This is a genomic window from Peribacillus sp. FSL E2-0218, from assembly GCF_037992945.1.
GTDB lineage: Bacteria > Bacillota > Bacilli > Bacillales > DSM-1321 > Peribacillus > Peribacillus simplex_B.
Genome location: NZ_CP150304.1, coordinates 4521390 through 4540063 on the forward strand (window position 1 = coordinate 4521390; position 18674 = coordinate 4540063).

General features: G+C 44.1%; 16 protein-coding genes. 7 read left to right on the forward strand and 9 right to left on the reverse strand.

The genetic code is table 11. The features are described from left to right. Positions 1-15 precede the first annotated feature (15 nt). The 6 genes from MHI53_RS21795 to MHI53_RS21820 form a co-directional block, all read right to left on the reverse strand. Positions 16-729 carry a WbqC family protein gene (locus MHI53_RS21795; protein ID WP_340372285.1) on the reverse strand — a complete coding sequence of 238 codons (714 nt, stop codon included), beginning with the start codon at positions 727-729 and terminating at the stop codon, positions 16-18. Further along, complete coding sequence (locus tag MHI53_RS21800) at positions 730-1356, reverse strand: PIG-L deacetylase family protein (protein ID WP_061142035.1); 627 nt, start codon at positions 1354-1356, stop codon at positions 730-732. Continuing rightward, positions 1356-2333 (reverse strand): Gfo/Idh/MocA family oxidoreductase, encoded by a 978-nt coding sequence (locus MHI53_RS21805; protein ID WP_340372286.1) that lies wholly within the window; start codon positions 2331-2333, stop codon positions 1356-1358. Before MHI53_RS21805 ends, MHI53_RS21800 begins: the two co-directional genes overlap by 1 nt. Then, positions 2323-3447: a DegT/DnrJ/EryC1/StrS family aminotransferase gene (locus MHI53_RS21810; RefSeq protein WP_340372287.1), complete on the reverse strand. Its 1125-nt coding sequence runs from the start codon at positions 3445-3447 to the stop codon at positions 2323-2325. The genes MHI53_RS21805 and MHI53_RS21810 overlap by 11 nt, the downstream gene beginning before the upstream one ends. A 65-nt stretch (positions 3448-3512) precedes the next feature. Beyond that, positions 3513-4685 carry a glycosyltransferase family 4 protein gene (locus MHI53_RS21815; protein WP_340372288.1) on the reverse strand — a complete coding sequence of 391 codons (1173 nt, stop codon included), beginning with the start codon at positions 4683-4685 and terminating at the stop codon, positions 3513-3515. Between the two features lie 313 nt (positions 4686-4998). Next, a complete protein-coding gene (locus MHI53_RS21820) occupies positions 4999-5643 on the reverse strand; it encodes an SDR family oxidoreductase (protein ID WP_061142039.1) in 645 nt (214 codons plus the stop codon). A gap of 334 nt (positions 5644-5977) precedes the next feature. On the opposite strand from MHI53_RS21820, the gene MHI53_RS21825 reads away from it, so the two are divergent. Next, a complete protein-coding gene (locus MHI53_RS21825; RefSeq protein WP_061142040.1) occupies positions 5978-6241 on the forward strand; it encodes a CD3324 family protein in 264 nt (87 codons plus the stop codon). A gap of 140 nt (positions 6242-6381) precedes the next feature. Beyond that, on the forward strand, positions 6382-7017 hold the full coding sequence (locus MHI53_RS21830; RefSeq protein ID WP_340372289.1) for a FusB/FusC family EF-G-binding protein: 636 nt from the start codon (positions 6382-6384) through the stop codon (positions 7015-7017). A gap of 77 nt (positions 7018-7094) precedes the next feature. Here MHI53_RS21830 and MHI53_RS21835 read toward each other — a convergent pair whose 3' ends face one another. Further along, positions 7095-7934, reverse strand: a complete 840-nt coding sequence (locus MHI53_RS21835; protein WP_061142042.1) for a pirin-like C-terminal cupin domain-containing protein — start codon at positions 7932-7934, stop codon at positions 7095-7097. Positions 7935-8144: 210 nt separating this feature from the next. Here MHI53_RS21835 and MHI53_RS21840 point away from each other — a divergent pair, with 210 nt between their 5' ends. Both MHI53_RS21840 and MHI53_RS21845 read left to right on the forward strand, forming a co-directional pair. Continuing rightward, positions 8145-8474 (forward strand): helix-turn-helix domain-containing protein, encoded by a 330-nt coding sequence (locus tag MHI53_RS21840; protein ID WP_061142043.1) that lies wholly within the window; start codon positions 8145-8147, stop codon positions 8472-8474. 31 nt (positions 8475-8505) lie between these two features. Continuing rightward, a complete protein-coding gene (locus MHI53_RS21845; protein ID WP_260320178.1) occupies positions 8506-9054 on the forward strand; it encodes an MEDS domain-containing protein in 549 nt (182 codons plus the stop codon). 201 nt (positions 9055-9255) lie between these two features. Here the strand turns inward: MHI53_RS21845 and gltD are convergent, their stop codons facing one another. Then, entirely contained in the window at positions 9256-10737 is a 1482-nt protein-coding gene (gene gltD, locus MHI53_RS21850; RefSeq protein ID WP_340372290.1) for a glutamate synthase small subunit, read from the reverse strand. Between the two features lie 16 nt (positions 10738-10753). Continuing rightward, positions 10754-15298 carry a glutamate synthase large subunit gene (gene gltB / locus MHI53_RS21855; protein ID WP_340372291.1) on the reverse strand — a complete coding sequence of 1515 codons (4545 nt, stop codon included), beginning with the start codon at positions 15296-15298 and terminating at the stop codon, positions 10754-10756. Positions 15299-15432: 134 nt separating this feature from the next. Between gltB and MHI53_RS21860 the strand changes: the two genes are divergently transcribed. The 3 genes from MHI53_RS21860 (at position 15433) to MHI53_RS21870 (ending at position 18038) form a co-directional block, all read left to right on the forward strand. After that, on the forward strand, positions 15433-16335 hold the full coding sequence (locus tag MHI53_RS21860; RefSeq protein WP_340372292.1) for a LysR family transcriptional regulator: 903 nt from the start codon (positions 15433-15435) through the stop codon (positions 16333-16335). A gap of 137 nt (positions 16336-16472) precedes the next feature. Further along, a complete protein-coding gene (locus tag MHI53_RS21865) occupies positions 16473-16967 on the forward strand; it encodes a spore coat protein (protein ID WP_340372293.1) in 495 nt (164 codons plus the stop codon). Positions 16968-17429: 462 nt separating this feature from the next. Further along, positions 17430-18038, forward strand: coding sequence for a hypothetical protein (locus MHI53_RS21870; RefSeq protein ID WP_340372294.1), 609 nt, complete (start codon positions 17430-17432; stop codon positions 18036-18038). Positions 18039-18674: the final 636 nt, after the last annotated feature.

Sequence of the window (18674 nt, forward strand, 5' to 3'; positions counted from 1 at the left end):
GATACCTTGTTCAGATCAGCTTGGTTTCCATTTCGTTAACGTTTCTTTTATTTCATCGGCCGGATGGTACATCATCCAGTCAAGGATCGATAAATTTTGTATACACTCTTTCCCATTTCTGGTCTCATATACGGGATGACTGAAGTTTTGATAGATGACTTCGATACCTTTTGCTTGAAATAGCTCCTCGTCAAGATAAGCTCTACCGCTTTTTCCGCTCAAATAGCATGTACCTCCAGTTTGCTGAAGTAAGCTGACCAATCTCTCGGTTTTCCCGGCGGTTGTATCAAAATCAGTGGAAAGGTGCGTTTCACCTTCATAAGTTAAATACTGTAAAATCAATTCTAGTAACTGAACGTTTAAATCGACCAGCATAGCGTGTTCTTTTTGATAGGCTTCCTCCAACAGCGGGAAAAAATCGTGGAAGTACGGAGCCTTTTTATAAACGTCCGAAATTTGCTGCAAGTGATTCCTTTGCCATTTTTGGTTGGGCGGATGGTAGCTAATTAGCTTTTCATGTAACATGTCAGGCTTCTTTTGAATGGGCACCGTTAACCTGGACCCTTTACCATCGGCACCTTGTATATACGTTTTATTTTGAAAATTACTTGCGGAGTATTTCACATCTATCAAATAGATGAAAACATCCGATTGGAATATCTTATGGATCAATCCGATCCAGGGCAGGAAATTGGGCTGGTGAATGGTGACGATCTTCTTTTTTTCCACCTATAAAACCTCTTTTGAAAAGATTAATAGGAAGGTCTCCGCGTATTTACTATTCACTTGGGACCCCCTCCAACTGCCGATATGCTCCGCATTCACTAAATAATGCCCCATATAACCGGTAAGCTGTGATTGGAATATGGTGATCATACGTTTTTTATCTTCCATGAATTCCGTAATATCACTATAAATATTCGGGTGAAATTGATTGGCAGCGATGTTATTATTCTGGTTGATTTGTTCGAATTCATATATGGTGAATTGTTTTTTCCTGAAACAGCTTCTTACCACCTTTGAAAGCTTTTGATGATCTTGATGACTGTCCTTCATCCAATGTGTGTATACTTCGTCTGGATCCACCTTTTCGATGATATCGTCGAGTTCTTTTATTAATTTATGAAGAGGGATATCTTCAACGTTATTACCCTCGCAATGCTCGGAAAACCGTACCTCATAACCGAATTCCCTTGCTGACAGTATTGCCTCTTGTTTCCTTACCTCGATATTCGAGGGGATGGAAAATATCATGTTGATAATGTGATGTCCTTGGTTCAACAGCTTACGAATGGTGCCTCCCATACTAATTTCCGCATCATCCGGGTGTGCTGTTACTAGCAATATTTTTTTCATCATGTTCCTCCATTTAAAGCTTGTTCAATAATGGATATCGCTTGAAGCGTCATCTTCTTTTTTTCCATGTAGGCGGCTACATTTTTCATTAAAATGAATTCCGAAAATTGATTCATTTCATAAAGCAAACTATTATCACTGATGGGCTCACTTATCGTTTCTTCCATGTCATTAGTGATACTGCGATAACTTATTGTGCGGATATCGTACAACGAGTGAAAACGCAAGGTTCCGTTCTCTCCATAAATTTCCGATATTGTATCATTCGTTAAGTTAATTTTTGAAATCAACATCGTTATTTTAAAATCTTCATATTCAAAAATGCACGTACCGCCTAAATCGATATTTTTTACGATCGGCTGTTTAAAATAATAACTTTTAACGGGAACACCAAATAATTGGATTGCCGCATAAATAGGGTAAATTCCAATTGTCCTCAATGTCCCGCCACCATGATTTTCATCAAAAAGTGGAGCTCTCTCTCCCTTTAATAAGGCCGAATACTGCTTGGAGTAGTTTTGGTATTTTAGGGTTGCTCCATGGATTTTCCCTAACTTTTCAATAGCATTCTTTACAATTTGAAAGTTGGGTTCATAAATCGTTCTTACTGCCTCAAACACAAAAACATTTTGTTTTTCTGCAGCATCGAAAACCCGATTGGCCTGATCGGTTGTCATGAACGCCGTCTTCTCCACAATGACGTTCTTTCCATGCCCAATGGCTGCTAGCGCATGATCATAATGGGAAGCATTTGGAGTGGCTATATACACAGTATCCAACTCATCATCTTCAAGCACTTCATTCAGGGACCCATAAACTTTAGCAATTCCTTTTCCTTTTGCAAGCTCCTTGGCAAAATGAACTCTCCTCCCCCATATTCCCGTCAACTCTCCATTTGAACTTTCATTAATGGCATCGATCATGGCACAGCTTATTGCGCCTGACCCCACCACCCCAATCCTATTTTTAACCGCCATGTTCCACTGCCTGTTTACATTTCGCTACAATGTATTTCAGATCCCCATCTGACAAATCCAAGTGGCATGGCAACGTGAAATGAGATTCACGAAATCTATCGGCATTCGGGAGAGATGCCTGCGGATATTCTTCTAGCAAGGTGGGCTGTAAATGTAATGGGGTCCCATAACAATGCCCTGTGCTTATATGACACGCGTTTAAATGCTTTTTAAATGTTTCGCATTGCTCTTTGCTTTTGCACATGACGATGATTTTATAAAATGAAGATGTAGCGTTGTCAGATGAAACTTGGAAGTAAAGACCGTGTTCACCGAAAACCTCTTTCAAATGTTCTTGATAGAAACTAAAGATTTCCTGCCTGACCTGGATCATCCCAAAAGCTTCCTGAACTTGCAGATAACCAAGCAATGCATTGAATTCACTAAGAAGCAGGTCACCTGATAACACTTGATTGACTGCACCATTTTCATTCCCATGATGCCTTGATAGCTCACAGTATTTAATTAAATCTATATCATCCGATGTAATGACACCGCCTGTCGCACTGGTTACAATTTTAGTGGGATACATGGAAAACACCCCGGCATATCCAATCGCACCAGCCTTGTATCCATTCACGGTTGCCCCAAAAGCATGTGAAGCATCTTCGATCAGATAAAGATCATTCTCATCACAAAATGCTTTAATCTCAAAGATGTTATCAGGGATTCGTCCGGCAATATACGTAATCAGGACAACTTTTGTGCTAGGAGTCACGGCGTTCTTCAGGCTAGTTAAATCCATATTGAAATCCTCTAAATTAATGTCACAAAGAACGACCCTTCCTTTCGCATTTTTCACCGCATATACTGGAGAAATGAATGTATTGCTCGGCATGATCACTTCTTTGCCCTCAACATCCAGATGCTTTAAAATAATTTCAATGGCTGCCGTTGCACTGGAAATTGCGACAGCATACTTAGAATCACTGTATTGTCTGACACTTTCTTCGAATTTCCGAGTATACTCACCTAAAATCAACCTGCCAGAATCCAAAATTCGCTCAACGTTCGTAAGATATTCCCGTTTTACCCAATCTGTTATCACTGGCTTTGTATTTATGATAGTCTCCATGGAACACCCTCCTTTTTCCAAAATTCGATCTTTCAATGGACGTTAGTGAAAGCAGACAAATATATTCAATGACTAGGATCAACCAATTCCGACAGTGTTCTCTCCAGTTTCGCAATCAATCTGGTTTTCTCATAATTCAGGGCTAAACGCTCGATATTCCCTTGTATTTTCAGATACATCCGTTTGTCACTTTTCATTGATTTTACATACTCTATCATCTTTGATTTTTCACTATATTCAAAACCATGACCAGCTTCATATTTTGTCATGACCTCATCCTGCCAGCCTTTATAGTTTATTAATGTTGGTTTTCCGGCTGCCCAAAAATCAAAAAGTTTATTTTGACTGTTCCTATTCAATATTTCATGATCACGTACAAAACACAGACCTATATGAGATACGGCCATTAATAAGTACGCTTCTTGTTTAGAAACCTGATCCAAGAAAATGACGTTGTTTAATTTTTTGCTCTCCTTCACTTGAATCAAGCGTTCTTTTTCCTTTCCATCCCCTACAATTAGATAGACAATATCGGGGTCATCGGTCTCTTCGGCAAGCTGTAAAATATAATCGATATGATTGATGAATCCTAATGTGCCTGCATATAAGCAAATGAACTTCTCCTTCAAACCTAACTTAGCCAATGCTCCTTCTTTATCTTCGGAACGAATTCGAGAAAAATAGTTTATATCCGCAAAGTTAGTGATTGTAGCAATTTTTTCCCATTTGACCCCTTTACTCAATAAATCTTTTTTCATGCCCGGCGAAAGCACGATGATTTTATCGGCAGCAGAGTAAATCATGCTTTCCAACGCAAATAAAATCTTCTTCAGCCCTTTGTTTTTTATGATCCCCATCTCGATGGGTATATCTGGCCATAAATCCCTTACTTCAAAAACAAATTTGCAGCGTTTCACCTTTGCAAGCAGCATCCCTATCAATCCAATTGTCAAAGGAGTGGACGATGCGAAAACGACATCCACTTCCTTTTCCTTCAGCCCAATAAAAAAACTCTTGTACATATAATGAATAAAGGAAAGTATTCTTTTCCCATACCCATATTCTTGTTTATATTTGGTTTTGGTTGTTTTGATCTTTATTCCCGCACAAGAATCTGTGTCATTTCCGGTAATAATGGTGACTTTATTATTTTTGGATACCATATATTTGGCAATTTCATATGATCGAGTACTGCCTTTATCAGTATTGAAATATTGATGCAAATAAAGAATTTTCACTTATCCACCTCCTCTATAGCTATATTTCGTCATCATCCATTCTCAGATAATAAATTTACCATTTAAACCAGTGGGGGCACGTCCCTTTTTTAGCATGGAGCGTTTCAATTTTGAATCCCTCTAAAAGGAAGTAGTTCCATCGCTACTTCTTAAGCCACTATGATGACCGAATAAGAACCCTTCGATAATAAAAAAACCTGCATGGACGAATTCCATGCAGGTTTAAGAAATATATTATATTGTCAACAGCCTGATATGTGGAAGCTGCTTTTCAGTGATATCATTCAACTGAGAGATGCTGCCACTTTTCCCCTTAAATTCCCCTCAATGCATCCGAGATCGCCGTATCCCCGGCGACCAAGTCAAAGGAACGCTTGTAGGTATTTTCTTCAGTCAATGCTGCCACAATTGTCCGGGCGACATCTTCCCGTGAAATCGACCCACGTTCCACCCCTTCAGCTGCGGTCACTTTGCCCGTTCCCGGTTCGTTCACAAGTCCGCCCGGCCGAATGATCGTATACACTAAATCGCTTTGCAGCAGGGCTCGATCCGCATAATGCTTGGCGACATAATACGGTTTGATGGCATCATTCCAGTTATCCCGATTATTCGCTTGAAAAGCACTTACCATGATGAATCGCTTGATGCCCAAATTCTCTGCAGCCTCAATCGTTTTAACGGCACCATCCAGATCGATCAGCAGCGTTTGATCTGCCCCCGTGCTTCCCCCGGATCCAGCTGTAAAGACGATAACATCACAGCCTTTAGCCGCATTTGCAATCTCTTCCACCGACCCGGTCAAACTGACCACCACGGATTCGATTCCACTTTTCTCAAAGTACTTCCTCTGTTCTTCCTTCCGGATCATTGCCCGTACACGATGCTCCCTGCTTTCATTCAACAGGTCCACCAAGTGTTTACCGATCTGCCCATTTGCCCCAACTACGAATACTTTCATTAAAGTCAGCCCCCATAATGGTTAGTTTGGTTTCCGTACAAATTATTTCATGGACGAAGCTCATTATCAAACAATCAGCCCGTTACACAATGGAAAAAGTTTGGCAATCCACCTTATCTATCTTATAATAATGACAATAAAACAACGGGGAGGTGTAAAGATTGGCAATACGTACCTTAATGCCACCTTCTGCAACGTCTCATGCAAAGCCTAGTATTGGAGGCGATACTTTGCATGGGGTTCAATCATTTTAAACTAATCGCCCAACAATCATTTCCGATATTTGGCTTTGCACCTTATTTCATTCTTAAAAAAGAATAAGGGGCTGGCAGAAATGAAATATGTAAAAGCAACGGCCGTTTTGCCTGAAAGGCTAATTGTTGAAATTCAAAAGTACGTACAAGGTGAAACCCTATATATTCCCAAACCCGAAAAGACCCATCGCAAATGGGGAACGTGCTCGGGATCAAGGGAACTGATCGATGACCGAAATGCTGCCATTAGATCTGCATATAAAACCGGCCGTACCATCCTTGAATTGGCCGAAGAACATTTTCTCTCCATGGAGACCATCAAGAAAATCGTGTATTCCAAATAAGGTCACAAGCTAGCACTGATGATGATATCAGTGCTTTTCATATGTCGAGAATATTTCTTAGCCATTCTCCCCCTTTTCATGCGGATGCGATTTCTGTAAAGTAATAGCAACGGAATCATCAGAAACAGGAGAGTGAGACAATGGAACCTTTTATCAGAAGCGAGCAATATAACTTCATTAAATTACAAACACAGATTCTCATCAATGGGCACGCGACTGCAAACGATAGAGATGTGATCAATACTCTGAAAACTGTTTCAAAAGAGCGTGTATTGCAGTTGTTCAGCGACATAAATGAAGAGCAAAATCAGCTTTTGGCCCCCGTTGAGACCATTAAAGACCCCGCACAGGCGGAGGACTATCTCTTACAAATCAAGCCGTATGTCATTCCCTTTAAAGAAGTTACCGAAAAAACGGTGAAGAAACTATTTCCAAAAGCAAAGAAGCTAAAAGCCCCCTTGCTGGAGAATATCGACTTAAGGGAGCTGTCATACTTGGGCTGGGATGATGGCGGCTCCGGTAAGAAATTCATCATTGTCCCTCATCATGATACTTTCACCGGTCTGCACGGTACGATCAAACCGGCCAACAAGAAAGGGATTTGTGCCATCTGCAGCCGTTTTGAGGAAATAGGGATGTTCATGTCCGAAACAAAAGGAACGATCCAGGGAACATTCATTAAAAAAGGCAACTACATTTGCCTCGATAGCATGAAGTGCAACCAAAACATAACCACCTTAGATAAAATGAACGATCTCATCGCCCGGCTGAAATAAGACAAAAAAAGCAATCCTTCGGCAATGGAAGGATTGCTTTCTGTGCTTAAAGTTGTGGCCCCAGGCGCCGTGAATCCTCAAAATTTACCGTTGCGGTAATCATCAAAGGCCTGAACGATTTCTTCCTCTGTATTCATAACAAAAGGCCCTCTCGCCACCACAGGCTCCCCGATTGGTTCACCGGCATACAACATGACTCGCATCCTGCTGTGTGCTTCAATCTTTATCTCGCTCTCCTCAGCATCCTCTGCACGATTCATCCAGAGAACCTGCCCTTGTCTCCCAGCCGTTTGATTCGCGCCAAACACTCCTGCGCCCTCCAAAACATACAAAAAACCATTAAATGATCCCGGAAGTTGAGGAATGACCGTTGCTCCCTCCTCCAAATTCATCTCCAGCATCATGACCGGCGCTACATTTTCCGTTTCAGCGGTTTTGTCTTGGTAGGACCCTGAAAATAACCGGATTTGAGAACCTTCGCCTTCAAAGGTCCACATATCGTTTTTCCGTAAATCTTGATATCTCGAAGGCATCATTTTTGATTTTGCCGGTAGATTCACCCATAATTGCAGCAGGCTTACAGCTTCCCCTTCTGCCGCATCCTCATTATGTTCGACACCTTGACCTGCCGTCATCCATTGAGCGTCGCCAGGATTAAGGACCCCCTCCCCATGTTTGCTGTCATAATGATTAAGGTGGCCATCAATTAAGAAGGTGACCGTTTCGATTCCCCGATGCGGATGAATGCCGAAGACACCGCTGCGCATATAATCATGAGCCATAAGCAAAAAGGGATCATGCTCTTTCCAATCACCAGGCTCAACCACCCACGCCATCGTATGAATATCACTATTTTTTTGAAAGCTTGCGGTCCGAACATTTTTAATTCCGCGGCTAAAAACACCTTTTTTGTCCATTATTGCATTCCTCCTTGACGTTACTCGCCATGAGTACATTATGTAACTATTCACGACATAAATGAAGTAGGCACTATAAAGAGACATAGTTTCCTGGAAGAAACCTTCAATTCATCCACTATTGAAGCCTCCTGCATGAGTTTTGCAGTTTCAGGCCAACCGAGTTAAAATGAACTACAACATGCTGCATATGAAAGGGAGGCGCATAAAATGCTCGGAAAACCGTATAATTGTAAAGTTGCCACAACGATGGATATGATTGTAGGTAAGTGGAAAATCGCTATTTTGCTCAATTTGCTTCATAATGGAACAATGAGATTTAATGAACTTCAAAAAATGATGCCCGGTGTCACTCAAAAAATGCTCACTTCACATCTCCGTGAATTGGAGCAAGAAGGCGTCATTAAGCGGGTAACCTATCCGCAAGTCCCCCCAAAGGTTGAATACTCAATGACCGAATACGGCAAGACGCTCCAAACCGTACTCGAAATGATGCATGAGTGGGGCGCCTCTCATTTGGCCAAAAAGCAGCAACAATAAAAAAACGAGTGTATGAAAGAAGGAATGAATATTGAAAGATGAAAAGAGCCTTCATGTTCTATATCCTTATAACGATATGGAAAACTACATCGAACAAGTTATGAAATTCATCCAGGACGGTATCACGGCTGGTGAGTACACCATCCTTGTCGAAAATGACCGCCTATTCCCCCTTATCCACAAAGAGCTGAGCAAACGATTGAAGAACGATCAAATGAAGTTCATCCACTTTGTGAACAACTTCGATTTCTATTGTTCAAGCGGGAGTTACCATCCTCCTGCAATCGAAGAATACTTTAATAAAATGGTCCAGCCCTATGTCGAAAACAAGATCTCTTTCCGTTCATGGGCACATGTCGAGTGGGCCACCATCGAAGAACCCCTGGACATCATTGAAGAATTCGAGAGAATAGTAGACGAAGCCGTAAACCAGCTCTCATTCCCATTGATTTGCGCCTACTCAGAACTTAAAATGCCAGCCCACCTCGAGAAAATTTTACTGGAAACACATCCTTATATTCTTATCGGCGATGAAATCATCGTCTCCGACCGCTACTTGCCGGCTCCCAGCATAAAATAGAAACCACGCCTGCGCGTGCTTTCTTCGCATAGATGCGCTTACTCGTGACATGGGATTGCATTACTCGCGAGTTGTGCGTTTTTTTCAGCTAATTTTTGCGATCCATCCTCCTATTCGGCGCTTTACTCGCCAATTGCGATCCTATTCGCCCGCAGGAAAAAGCAAAAGAAGCACCATAACCATTATGGTGCTTCTTTACAGTCAGGGCAGGACGGAGGCGCCCATCAGGTAGCGGTCGACTTCACGTGCTGCTTCACGGCCTTCATTGATTGCCCAAACGATGAGGCTTTGGCCTCTTCTTGCATCTCCGGCAGCGAATACACCTTCGACATTCGTTTTGTAATGGCCGTAGACGGCGTCTATTTTTTGATTGACCGTTTCTACGCCGAATTGGGTCAATAGCGGTTGTTCCGTTCCTTCGAATCCGATTGCGATGAATACGAATTGAGCCGGCCATACTTTTTCCGTTCCCGGGATTTCCTTGAAAATGTAGATTCCATCTTCGTCTTTGATTTTTTCCATGGAGATGGTATGAAGTTCTTGAACGTTTCCATTTTCATCGGCTACGATTTTCGTTGTTTGGATTGAATATTGACGCGGGTCTGCTCCAAATTTCGCTTCCGCTTCTTCATAGGCATATTCTAATGAAAAAACATTCGGATATGCCGGCCACATATTATCGGAGGTACGGTTTGCCGGCAAGATCGGATGCTTCCCGAATTGGACGACGCTTCTGCATTCTTGGCGAAGGGCAGTTGCGACACAGTCAGCTCCTGTATCTCCTCCGCCGATGACGATGACATCCTTACCCTTTGTATCTAAAAATTGGCCGTCTTCAAAATTGGAGTCGAGCAGGCTTTTGGTCGACGTCGTCAAGTAATCCATTGCCAGGTGAATGCCCGCAGCCCCGCGTCCTTCGATTTCCAGGTCCCGTTGTTTTTGGGCACCTGTGCAGAGGATGACCGCATCGTATTGCTCCTGCAGTTCCTCGGCTGAAATATCTTTTCCGACTTCTGTGTTCGTGACGAAATCGATGCCTTCCTGCGTCAATAATTTGATCCGGCGGGCAACGACATCTTTTTCCAGCTTCATGTTCGGGATGCCGTATGTCAAAAGGCCGCCTGCACGGTCAGCTCGTTCGTAAACGGTGACGGAATGACCGGCTTGATTCAACTGATCGGCGCTCGCCAATCCTGCCGGGCCGGAACCGATGATGGCAATTTTCTTGCCGGTCCTGCTTTTGGGAATGCGAGGCGTGATCCAGCCATTTTCAAACCCTTTATCGATGATCGTCCGTTCAATGTTTTTAATGGAAACCGCAGGATCACTGATCGCCACCGTACAAGACCCTTCACATGGAGCCGGGCAGACACGCCCGGTGAATTCAGGGAAATTGTTCGTTTTCGATAAACGGTCCAGCGCTTCTTTCCATCTGCCGCGGAATACCAAGTCATTCCATTCAGGAATCAGATTATTGATCGGGCAGCCTGTCGTGACACGGTTCAATTCCATGCCCATATGGCAGAATGGGGTAGCGCAGTCCATACACCGCGCTCCCTGTATGCTTAATTTTTCATCAGAGAAAGGAGTTGAATATTCTCTCCAATCGCTTAAACGAGTGAGAGGATTCCGGTCTTTTGGCTTTTCTCGCGAATAATCCATAAATCCTGTTGCTTTTCCCATCTTTCTCTCCCCTTTCTTACAGCATCACTGCTTGTTTCGTGATTTTTTTATCTTGAACGGCATTAGCTTGAAAGGCGCTCATGACCGCTTCTTCATCCGTTAATCCTGCTTGCTTCTGCTCTTCGATGCTTCTCATCATCCGTTTGTAATCCTTAGGAATGACTTTCACGAATTTCTTTGCAAAATCGTCCCAGTTCTCCAATACGTAAGAAGCTTTGCTACTCTCCGTATAGTGAAGGTGACTGTGAATCATCTCTTTAACCTCGCCTGCATCATCGCCAAGCGTCTCGAACTCGATCATTTCAGCATTGCATAATGCCTTGAATTGTTCTGCATCATCAGCAAGGACATAGGCGATGCCGCCTGACATGCCCGCCGCAAAGTTCTTGCCGACATTGCCCAGGATGACTACACGTCCTCCGGTCATATACTCACAGCCATGGTCACCGATTCCTTCAACGACGACATTGACTCCGCTGTTCCGTACCGCAAAGCGTTCCCCGGCACGTCCATTGATGTACGCCTCACCGCTTGTTGCACCATATAAGGCGATATTCCCGGCAATGACATTGTCCCCGGCCTCGATCTGATTGCCAGCAGGTGCCGAAACAATGATTTTACCGCCGGACAGCCCTTTCCCCACATAATCATTGGCATCGCCTGTCAAATATAGCGACATTCCTTTTGGAATGAAGGCGCCGAAGCTTTGGCCCGCAGAGCCGGTAAACCGCAATGTTATCGTATCTTCAGGCAGGCCGATTTCGCCATATCGCTTGGATACTTCACTTCCGACAATCGTCCCGACAACACGGTTCACGTTTGTAATGGGGAAGCTGACATCCACCGGGGCTTGATCAATCAATGCAGGCTGTACCATCGGTAAAATTTTTCGGATATCCAATGCTTCTTCGATTTTATGGTTTTGAGGAAGCTGATACGTACGTATCCCCTCCGGTTGGAAAAGAAGTGTCGTCAAGTCCAGATGCTTCGCTTTCCAATGGTTTTGTGCCCGCTCGCTCACTTGCAAAACATCCGTGCGGCCGACCATCTCCTCCAGCGTTCTAAAACCAAGCTCTGCCATCGTTTCCCGTACTTCCTCAGCGATGAAGCGCATGAAATGGACGACATGATCCGGATCTCCAGTGAACTTGCTGCGAAGCTCAGGGTTTTGGGTAGCTACCCCGACAGGGCATGTGTCCAGATGGCACGCACGCATCATGACACAGCCAAGGACTACAAGAGGGGCCGTGGCAAACCCGAATTCTTCCGCTCCAAGGATCGCCGCCATGACCACATCGCGTCCCGTCATCAGCTTTCCATCCGTTTCGAGGACCACCCGGCTGCGCAGTCCATTCAGCATCAAGGTTTGGTGCGCTTCGGCAAGGCCCAGCTCCCAAGGAAGGCCCGTATGCTTAATGCTCGTTTTTGGTGATGCACCCGTGCCGCCATCATAGCCACTAATGACGATGACATCCGCGGCACCTTTGGCAACACCGGCCGCAATCGTGCCGACACCTGCTTTTGACACAAGCTTGACACTGATCCTGGCATCACGATTGGCATTTTTCAAATCGTGAATCAGCTGCGCCAGGTCTTCAATCGAATAGATATCGTGATGCGGAGGCGGTGAGATCAAGCCTACACCAGGGGTGGAACCACGTACCTCAGCGACCCAAGGATATACTTTATTCCCTGGAAGCTGGCCGCCTTCACCAGGCTTTGCGCCTTGTGCCATCTTGATTTGGAGCTCATCGGCATTGATGAGGTAATGACTTTTCACACCGAAACGCCCGGATGCGATTTGCTTGATCCCGCTGCGGCGGTTATCACCGTTTTCATCCAAATGGTAACGGCTTGGATGCTCCCCGCCTTCACCGCTATTGCTTTTTCCGCCGAGACGGTTCATCGCAATCGCCAATGTTTCATGCGCTTCCTGGCTCAAAGAACCGAATGACATCGCGCCCGTTTTAAAACGGGTGACAATCGATTCAACGGATTCCACTTCATCGATGGAAATGCTTTGGCGCTTTTGGTCGAACGAGAATAAATTCCGTAAAAACCCAAGTCTTTCTTCATTCGCCAAGTTTGAATATTTCTTAAATAATTGATAATCGCCTTTGCGGCAAGCCCATTGCAGGGTATGGATCGTTTTCGGATTGAAGGCATGATGTTCGCCCGTTTTTCTCCATTGAAAATCGCTTCCGCTTTCAAGGGTTTGATCATAGGAGCCAGCAGCAGCTTTTCTATGGCGTATCAACGCTTCATCCGCGATCGTATCCAAATCGATCCCGCTAAGCTGCGAGGCCGTCCCGCTGAAATAGCGTTCGATGACTTCCGCGCCGATTCCGACCGCTTCGAAAATTTGTGCTCCGCGATAGCTTTGGATCGTGGAAATCCCCATCTTCGACATTACTTTTACGATGCCTTCCGTCACCGAGCGTACATATTTCCTTACCGTTTCCTCGTAGCTGACGGCCAGGCTGCCTTCCAATATCGCCTGCTTATACGTTTCATAGGCAAGATACGGGTGAATCGCATCCACGCCATATCCGATCAGTGATGCAAAATGATGGACTTCCCTTGCTTCCCCCGATTCAACGATGATGCTCACTTTCGTACGGTTCCCATGGCGGATAAGCTCCTGATGAAGGGCACTCGCAGCCAATAAGGATGGGATTGCGGCATTTTCCTCGGTCAACCCGTGATCGGATAAGATCAAAAGGCTGATGCCTTCGGAGATCGCCTGCTCCGCTTCGCGGCAAATCCGGTCGAGCTCGCTCTCCAAATCTTCTGAAAATAGCGTGTGTATGACCTTGCTTTGAAATTCCGGAAACGCACTCTCTTTTATCTGCTGCATCTGAGCTGGCGTCAATACGGGTGTATCCAATTGAATGCGCCGGCTGTTCGTTTTATCCGGTTTCAGCAAATCCCCTTCCGCTCCAAGGAATGTCATCGTGGATGTGACGATTTGTTCACGAAGCGAATCGATTGGCGGGTTGGTCACCTGTGCGAAGGATTGCTTGAAATAGTTGAATAATGATTGGGGGCGATCGGATAACACCGCTAACGGAATGTCATTCCCCATGCTTCCAAGTGGATCTTTTCCCTCGTTGATGATAGGCAATAAATATTTTTGGACATCTTCATAGGTGTATCCGAACGCTTTTTGCCTGAATAGCAAATCACCAATTGGCTGATCCCCTGACACCGATTCTTCGTCGCTTAGTTGTACAAGCTGTTCGTCCAGCCACTGCTGATAGGGATTTTCCTGGGCCATCTCGGATTTGATTTCATCATCGGATACAATCCGCCCTTCCTCCAAATCTATTAACAGCATTCTTCCTGGGCTTAAACGATCTTTATATAGTACATTTTCAGGCTCTACATCGATCACGCCGACCTCTGAGGAGAAAATGATATAATCATCTTTTGTCACATAATACCGTGCCGGCCTAAGACCATTTCGATCCAGGATGGCCCCGATTTGCTTGCCGTTCGTAAAGGAAATGGCGGTTGGACCATCCCACGGCTCCATGAGCATGCTATGATATTCGTAAAATGCCTTCTTTTCTTTCGTCATATGCGGATTCTCCGTCCACGGCTCAGGAATGAGCATCATGGCCGCATGGGCCGGCTTACGCCCTGCAAGCACGAAGAATTCAAGGGCATTATCAAGGATGGAGGAATCACTGCCGTCTATATCCAAAATTGGCAGCACCTTTTGCAGGTCCTCTCCGAATGCTTCCGAAACAAACTGCTGTTCACGCGCCTTCATCCAATTCACATTACCTCTAAGCGTATTGATTTCGCCATTATGGATCAGATAACGGTTTGGATGCGCCCTCTCCCAGCTTGGAAAGGTATTCGTACTGAAGCGGGAATGCACTAAAGCAAAAGCCGAAACAAAAGCTTCCTGTTGAAGGTCAAGATAAAAAGCATCCACCTGCTCCGGTGTCAACAATCCTTTGTAAACGATCGTGGCACTTGAAAGGCTGGCAAAATAAAAACGGTTTCCACGTTCACGCGCCCAGTTTTCCGCTTGCTTTCTTATAATGAACAATTTACGCTCAAACGCTAAATCATCGGATATCGTTTCACCGGCCCCGATGAATACTTGGCGGATCGTCGGACATGTCTCCTTGCCGACTTCCCCGATTTTCCCTGTATCTACAGGAACCGTTCTCCAGCCTAACAGCGTTTGGCCCTCTTGCTCGATAAATTCATTCAAGCGAGCTTCGATTTCATTCCGTTCGGCATCATCGTTTGAGAAAAAGAGCATACCTACACCATAGCGCCCTTTTGCTGGCAAATTCATTTCCGGGCATGCCAGCCTAAAATAGCTATCAGGAATCTGCACCATCAGTCCTGCGCCATCTCCCGTCAGGGGATCACTGCCTTGTCCGCCGCGATGATCCAATTGGCACAGCATCTTCAGTCCTTGTTTGACGATGTCATGTGTAGCAAGCCCTTTTATATGAGCGTATAAACCGATCCCACATGCATCATGTTCAAATTCAGGATGGTAGAGCCCTTGTGCTTTTGGTATTTGATTGTATGTCATATTAATCGCCCCCATCGTATTCTTACACCGTTATGTCACTTACATTTTATTCTAGGTTTTCAAATCGATATAAACAATATATAATTAATGTATAATCTATCTCAAATTGAGATGAATACTCAGGGGATGAATAAATGGAACTACGTCAATTACGTTATTTTGTTGAAGTAGCCGAAAGAGAACATGTCTCTGAGGCCGCGGAACACCTGCATATCGCACAATCTGCCATCAGCCGGCAAATTTCCAGACTGGAAGATGAGCTGGGCGTTCTTTTATTTGAAAAGGTCGGCCGAAATATTCAGTTAACCCCAATTGGCAAAATATTTATGATCCATGCAAAAACGGCGATAAAGGCGATCGAATATGCTAAAGACCAAATTGAAGAATTTTTGGATCCTGAACACGGAACCATTAAAATCGGTTTCCCATCAAGCCTTTCGACCCATTTGCTGCCTACCGTCATTTCCGCCTTTAAGGATGAACAGCCCAATATCGCGTTCCACTTAAGGCAAGGGTCATACTCCTCCCTGAAGGAAGCTGTCAAGAACCGTGAAATTGGATTAGCCTTTCTCGGCCCGATTCCGACGAACGACCCTGATATCGAAGGTCATATCTTATTCACCGAAAATATTTCTGCATTACTGCCGATCACGCATCCACTCGCTGAACGGAAAAGCCTGCGTCTAAGTGATTTAAGAAATGATCCATTCGTCTTATACCCAAAAGGATACATCCTTCATAGCATCGCGATCGAAGCATGCAACGCCGCGGGCTTTACACCGAACATTGCCTCGGAAGGTGAAGACATGGATTCGATAAAGGGCCTTGTATCAGCCGGAATCGGCGTCAGCCTGCTGCCTGACAGCACCTTTTATGAAGTCATCCCCAGACTGACCGTCAAGATCCCGATCGATACACCGGAGGTCAAACGGACTGTTGGCATCATCACACCGAAAAACAGGGAATTGGCCCCTTCCGAGAAGGTTTTTTACCAATTCGCCAAAAAGTTCTTCTCTGTTCTCGAGCAATATCAATGATCATGTCTTTTAGTCAACAAGGCCCTCCTCAGCCTGGCGGCGCTCATTCCGAATGGCCAACGGTTTACCCGAGACAACTTCCCAATCGCCCACTGTTCGAATAACGTATCAAGATTATTTGTTCAGGAGGAATTAACATGACACCCAATCATTCACATCTTGCATGGCATGAAACGCTTGAACTTCATGAACTCGTCGCTTCGCAGGCCAATGCCCTTACGAAATTGAAAAAAGCCTATCCGGAAATAACAGACCCCATACTAAAAACGATTTACAAGCAAATGATCGAGACACTTTCCCAGAACATCGTGGATTTGCTCCAATTTTACCCGCTGACCCCTAAGTTGAGCAGCACCGATGCGGAATTAAGAGACGATGCATCCGCCGCAGCCGCAGGGGATTTGCTTGGACTTGCGAAATCTTTGATCAAAAATTATGCAGGGGCCATCACGGAAACGGCAACCCCCTCTTTGCGAAAAGTTTTCACGAAGCACTTAAATGCAGCCATCGATAACCATGCGAAAATCTTCAACTACTTATATGAACGGAATCTTTACCCTGCTTATGACTTAAACCAATTGCTCCAAAATGACGTCGACTCAGCCAACAAGGCCCTTTCCCAGCCATACTAAATGCAAAAAGAAGGCACAGCATCAGGAATGCTTGCCTTCTTTTTGCTTAGGGATAAGTGGGGCGGTTTTCGTATAAATTGCGCTTTCCACACGCAATTGGAGGGGGCGGTTCTCGGCTAATTCTTGCGTTATTCGCAAATTTAGCCACTTTACTCGCGAATTCGGCACTTTTACTCGCAAGTTTACCGACTTTACTCGTCAATTTCGTGCTTTTATTCGCGAGTTTGGGCTTTGCATCGGAATTGAGGCCGATTTTCGTATAAATTGTGCTTTCCACACGCAATTGGGATTCTCTCCAGCTACAATGTAGGCTATCGGGATGTCGGGAATGGAAACGGTAGGCGCGAGAATCTGAGTGGAAAGGAACGTTCATTGTACAAATCTGGTCGTTTTCTATTAATCCCGCTGCTAATGTTATAATATACAAGAATAGGATTTAATTAACACCCAAGACTTCAGGAGGTGAACATCATAAAAAAAATCCTTTTATCGCTCCTCTTATCCTTGGTCTCCTTAACTCTCGTTGCATGTAAGGGGGATCAGCCAAAATCGACCAATACTCTTTCCGTCCCTAAGCTGACAGCAAGGGAGCAGGCCATTCTCACCAATACGAGTGAAAACGCCATGCTTATCGATTTCAATGTTGATGATACATACAAGCAATTGTCTGTCTGGGTCGAAAAATATGAAGCTGGTAAACTTGTCGAAGCTGAAAAAGGCCGCCTGACAACAGAGGTTGAAAAGAATGGGACAATCATATTTACAACATCAAAAACGGATGACGAACAAAATCTTTCCATGTTCAATATCACGATTCAAAACGGCGGCGGCACAAGTACAGCCACTTCCCCCGAAAAAATCGAAAAGAAGGATGCCAGCGTATCGGGCAGTACAGATAAAATTGACCTGAAAAATACGAGCAAGCCTGTATTGGCGAGCATTGGTTATTCAAGCAGTCATGATGGCATGCGTTCTCTTTCCACGGATTTTTATCACGATATGGATAACCATATCGACGAATTAAAAGCATATGATGTCGTCTATCTTCTGAGGAGTGAATTTACAAAATAGCTGCCGATGAAACCCGGCCCGAACAATCTTGGGCTATGTCGCGGAGTTCTTGAACAGATCTTGTAAACAATAAAAACTACAGGTTATTGGATGATACCCGAAAAAGCAGCCATCACTTGAATGGCTGCTTTTCTTCCATGATGGTCGCAACAGAAATGCTTGTGGCGAAGCAAGTTCTTGATCTTTATAGATAAAGAATGAAATTTAAATATTATTATCCCAATCAACGTATTCAATTAATTTGTCCGTTTGATCACTTGAACGTTCTCTATAATTTTCTCCATAAATGTTAATTAAATCTTTTACAGATGTACCTATTGATACATTTCGAAGTTTTGTAGCTAGAATTAAAAGCTTCAATTATCAACAGTTATTCGTTCATTAATATTTTTATCAATATTGTATATTTCATAGCCCGGAGTCTAATATCCTTAGAAATTGTAAGGAAATGGTCCTTTCGATACTTTTCCAAACTATCCAATAAATATAATTGATTTATATTTTCTCTGGTTCAATCTGTCGTTTCTGTTTTATATGCATGGACTGTACATCCTATGAAAGTAATGATTGCTGCCGCCAAAATGAATATCGTGAATTTCATTTTCAAGTATTAAAACCCTGAGTATTATTTTAAAG